This window comes from Magnetococcales bacterium (assembly GCA_015231175.1).
Classification (GTDB): domain Bacteria; phylum Pseudomonadota; class Magnetococcia; order Magnetococcales; family DC0425bin3; genus HA3dbin3.
The window spans coordinates 1-6,020 of sequence record JADGBZ010000123.1 but is presented as its reverse complement, the minus strand read 5'-3'; the positions used below and the strand labels follow the sequence as shown (position 1 = coordinate 6,020).

4 protein-coding genes are annotated in these 6,020 nt (G+C 55.2%); 1 reads left to right on the top strand and 3 read right to left on the bottom strand.

Annotation, left to right across the window (positions count from 1 at the left end):
- Positions 1–286: 286 nt before the first annotated feature.
- Positions 287–457: a hypothetical protein gene (locus HQL63_15445; GenBank protein MBF0178220.1), complete on the bottom strand. Its 171-nt coding sequence runs from the start codon at positions 455–457 to the stop codon at positions 287–289.
- Between the two features lie 21 nt (positions 458–478).
- Between HQL63_15445 and HQL63_15440 the strand changes: the two genes are divergently transcribed.
- Positions 479–1,789 (top strand): cold shock domain-containing protein, encoded by a 1,311-nt coding sequence (locus tag HQL63_15440; protein MBF0178219.1) that lies wholly within the window; start codon positions 479–481, stop codon positions 1,787–1,789.
- A 278-nt stretch (positions 1,790–2,067) separates the two neighbouring features.
- Here HQL63_15440 and HQL63_15435 read toward each other — a convergent pair whose 3' ends face one another.
- Complete coding sequence (locus HQL63_15435; protein ID MBF0178218.1) at positions 2,068–4,116, bottom strand: sel1 repeat family protein; 2,049 nt, start codon at positions 4,114–4,116, stop codon at positions 2,068–2,070.
- 48 nt (positions 4,117–4,164) lie between these two features.
- Positions 4,165–6,020 (bottom strand): sel1 repeat family protein (locus HQL63_15430; GenBank protein ID MBF0178217.1); only part of this gene is annotated, 1,856 nt, incomplete at its 5' end.

The window sequence follows — 6,020 nt, the reverse complement described above, 5'->3', positions numbered from 1 at the left end:
TCAGCACCCGGCAACGAATCGGGGTCCAGGGGGCTGGCTCCCTGGCGGGTCCAGGACGGAGTCTTGGTGGGGTTCGGGGCGGAGCCCTGACAAAGGCTCTCATGTCAAAGTTTTTCTTGCAGGGGTGCTGAATAGTTGCAAAATAACTCTTCTTAATCCGTCAGGGTGAGTCCAAAACCCTGTCGGTTGTCAGCGTTGTTCCATGACCGCCTCCCCTGCCCCCGGCACGCCCACACGGTGTCCGGGGAGCAGAATGGGAGGGGAAAAATAAAAAGTATGACCCTCTCTACTCGAAATGAAACGCATGCAGATTGCCGAAAAAAGCTTCCTGTTTGTCAAAATTCATGACTCTTCCCGATGGCCGGATCCCTTCACGGATAGTCAGCAGATCCCCGCTCTGCAACTTTTTTTCCAGGATTTGCATGCGCTCGCCACCCGGCATCAAGGGCATCTCCATAAATGGATCCGTAAAGCTGCGATGGTTATCTTCGAGCAGGCCATGCCCGCCCTCCTGGCCGCTGTCGCCATCCAGGAGGAGATTGAAAAACAACGCTCTTCCGGACGATCGCGCTTCTATTGCAAGGTTGGGATCGCCTCCGGTCCTGCCTGGGAGTGCCGCATGCCCGATGGTGCCCGGGAGTATCTTGGCGCCATCGTCGAACAGGCAGCCCGACTGGCTGAACAGGCCCATGGCAATGCCATCATCCTGGATACCGCCACCCACAGAAAACTCCTGGACTCCTCCAACCGGGGACCGCAAACATGGCTTGCCTCCCTCTCTCACCTCTTCGAGGAGCGCCCGTTCGACGCCTGTTTTCACCGCATTCCCCCCCTGGCCTTCTCTCCTTACCCCCATCCAGATCTCTTCGCCTTCCTGTGGCAGACGCATGGCGCCGAATACCTGACCACCCTTCCTATTGCCCCCCAGACACCCCATTTCCGGTACCCCTTCGGGAACGGGCAGACGACAGGGCATGCAGCCGGCAGTCCGTTGCACCACCCGGCAATCTCCCCCTCGGCGCACCTCGGCGCCGATGCCATGCCCTGCGTTCCCGCCTCAGGTGTTCGGTATTTTGGCAAAGTAACCGCTTTCAAGAAGGAGCGGGGCTTCGGTTTTATCCAGTTTTACACCGAGCACGAACAATATGCGGAAATTTATGTCCATATGACATATGTAATATCACAGCTCTCTCTCAAAGAGCACGACCATGTCCAGTTTTCCGTTCAACCCGGCAAGGGAGGGCGTCCTCAGGCTTGTTCGGTCTTGATCATGGGCAGCCGCATGCAGGGTGAAGTCGAGTCTCTTCTACCTGACAACAGTGGTTATGTCCTCATCCGTGACCACGATAACGCCCCCATTCGCCTCCACATCCTGCCAGGACACTTCCAAAACCTGCCCGTCATTGTCGGCAACATGGTGGAGTTCACCATCAGCTCAGGCTCGGACGCCGAAGGCTTGACCGCCACCGACCTCACCCTGCCCGGCGTCCAGATTCCGGACACTTCCCTCATCCTCGGAGAGGATCTCGTCATGGGCGAGACCGAACAGGCTGTCGTGACCACCTATTTCGTCGACAAGGGATATGGTTTTGCAAAATGTAGACGTAATAACATATATTTACATGTTTCAGAGCTGGCCAATCCGGACGAAATTCTGCACCAGGGAGATATCATCAGCTTTTTTGTCTCTCCGGGACGGGACGGAACCTATCGGGCACAGGAAATATGCAGGATCACTCGCCGGGAGGACAGTTTGGAAAGGTCATCCTTCGGTCCAAGAAAAGCCTGAACATGGTAACTATTCACCACCCGCCAACGAATCGGGGTCCAGGGGGCTGGCTCCCTGGCTTAGTCCAGGGCAGAGCCCTGGCGGGTCCAGGGCAGAGCCCTGGTGGGGTTCGGGGCGAAGCCCTGACAAAGGCTTTCCTGTCCAGGCTTTTCTTGCAAGGGTGGTGAATAGTCGCGCCCTGACAAAGGCTTTCCTGTCCAGGCTTTTCCTGCAAGGGTGGTGAGTAGGTACTGAACATGAACGATGATCAAGGCCATCATTGGTGGGATGGTGAATCGTTACGACGGGATGTTCCCTTGCGTGCCACCTGTAAATCCACCAGCAAACGTGGCCAGAACCCCTCCGGCAAGCCAGGCAGATCGGGTGTGGGAAAGTAAAGAGAGTTCATCCGGAATGGTCGGCGGGGCCAGGGAGGCGGGCAGGGCGCTTACATAGGCGGCCATCTCCGTCTGGGCGTCCAGGCTCTCGGGTGCGCTGTCGATGAGGGCCAGAAGGTGACCGGCGCGTTCCACACCCTGTTGTTGGGCTGCATGCAGCCAGCGGCGCGCCAGGTCGAGGTTTTGTGGTGTTCCCAACCCTTTGGCATGCAGGATACCCAGCAAAAAGGCGGCTGGCGGGGAGCCCATTTCGCCGGCCTTTTGCCACCACCTGACCGCCTCGGCAGGGTCCATCAATGACTCCCTGGCCCCTCCCGCCAACCCGGCGGCAAGCAAGCCCAACCGCAACATGGATTCGACATCCTCATGGGCCGCTGCCTGTTCATACCAGTGGTTCGCCAGGGCCAGATCCACCGGCAAACCATACCGCCCCTGCCGATACCCCTCTCCCAACAACCAGGCACAGGAGGTTGTCGGGATCATGGCCCCTTTCTGGAGCAGCGCCAGGCCATGCTCCGGGTCAGGCACGACACCCACTCCAGCGAGAAGGAATCCACCCGCAAGGCAGTGGTTGATGCTCACATAGGTAGAACTGACTCTTTCAGCCCAATGGGCGGCGAGTTCCAAATCCTGGGGGCCACCCAACCCTGTGGCAGAAATCCATGCAGCCCAAAATTTTCCCTCACTATTTCCGCCAGCAGCACTGGCAACAAGACACCTGCGGGCCTTGTAAAAATTTTTGTCCGTACCTACACCTGCCAGATAGAACTTTCCCAGAATGGCAGCAGCATCCATATTGCCATGCTGAATGGCATCATTCATTTTGGTAAAATCCAGTGATGGCTCGGCTGATGTTCCCATGCCAAAGATCCGCATGACTTCAGCCCGGGCAAATGCTCCCGTATTGCGCGGATCTTTCTCGGCGCCCTGCCGAAACCAATGGTATGCCTTGGACAAATCTTCCTGAACATCATCCCCCTTGAAATAAAAATCACCCAGGGCCATATAAGCGCTTGAATCACCCTTTTCCAACCCTTTATGGAACATGGCCAGGGCCTTTTCCGGGTTTTTTGGATGCCCAGGAATATCATCCAGATAAAGATATCCCAGGCTGACAAACGATTCGCCATATCCCAACTGGGCAGCTTTTTCGAACCATTCGATCGCCTTGGCCTTGTCATACGGATAGCCATTGATCCCATGACGATAATTTTTTCCTAAAGAATGGGCGCTCCCGGCTAAACCTTGTCCTGCTGCCTTCTCAAGCCAAAATCGTGATTCCTTAAAATCAGGTTTAACAAACAATCCTTCAGCGTAATCAACACCAAGAAGGTGCTGAGCAGGGGGAAAACCGTGTTCCGCCGACTTTCTCAGCAACTGTCGTGAAAGCACCATATCTTCAGATGCTCTTTTGCCAAAAAAATGGGCCAGGGAAAATGAGAATTCCGCCTTGGCTCCACCTTTTTCCAACGCCTCCTTTTCCCAGTAACTCGCCAGGGTGAGATCCCTGGGAACGCCCCACCCCACATAGTAAAATGTTGACAAACTCTCCATGGCAGACCAATTGCCCAGTGAGACACTCGTGGACACCCATTGAACAGCCTCCTCTATCCTGGAGGAGTCTGGCTTTGACTCTGAATAGTAATACAAAAGCCTGCCAAAAAGATCCATGGCCTCTCCATCGCCCTGTTTGGCTGCCTTGCGCAGCCAATCCAATCCGTTGGAAAGATCGGGAAGGGGTTTGACATCTGTTATAAGATACCTGCCCATGGCCACCTGGGCCTTGGGGTCACCGGACTCGGCACGCTGTCTGGCCTCTGCAAAAAGGATTTTTTCCCCCCCGACTTTCAAAAATTCGGGGTGTTCATCCGCTGCGGCAAAGCCACCGGCGGGCAGCAACCAAAGGAAAAAAACCATCACCTGGGCCAGAAACATCCAGTCGTGACGCATGGGGCCGTGCTCCTTCAGGTTCACTCTTTCAGGTTAGGGAACAAGTCATCAATAACGGGATGTTCCCTGGCGTGCCAACTGCAAATCCACCAGCAAACGGGGCCAGAACCCCTCCGGCAAGCCAGGCAGATCGGGTGTGGGAAAGAAAGAGAGTTCCTCCGGAATGGTCGGCGGGGCCAGGGATGCGGGCAGGGCGCTCACATAGGCGGCCATCTCCGTCTGGTCGTCCAGGCTCTCGGGTGTGCTGTCGATGAGGGCCAGAAGGTGACCGGCGCGTTCCACACCCTGTTGTTGGGCCGCATGCAGCCAGCGGCGCGCCAGGTCGAGGTTTTGTGGTGTCCCCAATCCTTTGGCATGCAGGATACCCAGCAAAAAAGCGGCTGGCGGGGAGCCCTTTTCGCCGGCCTTTTGCCACCACCTGACCGCCTCGGCAGGGTTCATCCATGACTCCCTGGCCCCTCCCGCCAACCCGGCGGCAAGCAAGCCCAACCGCAACATGGATTCGACATCCTCATGGGTCGCTGCCTGTTCATACCAGTGGTTCGCCAGGGCCAGGTCCACCGGCAAACCATACCGCCCCTGCCGATACCCCTCTCCCAACAACCAGGCACAGGAGGTTGTCGGGATCATGGCCCCTTTCTGGAGCAGCGCCAGGCCATACTCCAGGTCTGGCACGCCATCCGACCCGGCGAGATGAAGTCCGCCGGCAAGGCAGTGAAGAGGAGTGGTGATACTGCCTTTCGCGTGGGCAATATCAGCAAAATGAGCCGCCAAAGTCACATCTTGCGGTCCGCCAAGACCGGCAATCAGCATGAATGCTGCCCAAAAGGCTGTTTCAGAGTAATCGGTATCAACTCCCCTGACAAAACAGACTCGGGCCTTTTGAAAATTTTCGGCAGATCCCTCACCCCAAAAATAATATTTCCCCAAGATATCGGCAGCAAATCGGTTGCCATGCTGAATGGCAGATCGTAGCCGGGACATGGCTTTGTCTGGATCGGCGGTTGTGCCATGGCCAAAAAGTCGTTTGTACTCTGTCAAGGCAAAAGCCTCTTCGTCTTTTTCCGCACCCTGCTGGTACCAGGCAAAACCTTGCCTTGAATTCTGTTCATCCTTATCTGAAAATTCTTCATAATACAATCTCCCCAGTTGAACATAGGCGCGCACATCCCCCTTTTCCAACCCTTTAAGAAACAGATCACGCGCTTTTTCTAAATCCCTGGGATGGCCTGGAACACCACTCACATAAAGACCTCCCAGACTAACATAAGATCTTCGATACCCTAACTCGACACCCTTCTCCCACCACTCCCATGCTTTGGCCTTGTCAACCGGAAAACCATAAAGTCCAGTATCGTACAAGGCTCCTAATCGGTTGGAACTGGCTGCTATACCATTGTGCGCAGATTTTTCCAACCAGTATTGTCCCATAAGAAAATCCGGTTCTATATATCCTCTTTTTGTATATTTTCCCTGCAAGTACTCTGACCCAAGAGCCCATTGAGCGACAGCCAGCCCATGTTTTGCTGCCTCGTTCAGCAGAAACCATGCTTTTGGCAAATCTTGAGGAAAAATATTCCCAAGATTATATTCAACAAAAAAAGCGAACTCAGCCTTGGCGCCACCTGCCGCGAGTGCTTTTTCTTCCCACGTTTTTGCTTGATCGGAATCACGGGGTACACCCCAACCTGCCTGGTAGAATGTAGCCATTCTCTTCATGGCTGGCCAGTAATCCTTGCTTATAGCCATGTTGGCCCAATACACAGCCTCCATTTCCCACGGAGGGTTGGACTCCGAGCCTGAAAAGCGAAATAAAAACCAGGCCAAAGCGTCCATCCCCTCCACATCACCCTGTTTGGCTGCCTTGCGCAGCCAATCCAATCCGTTGGAAAGATCGGGAAGGG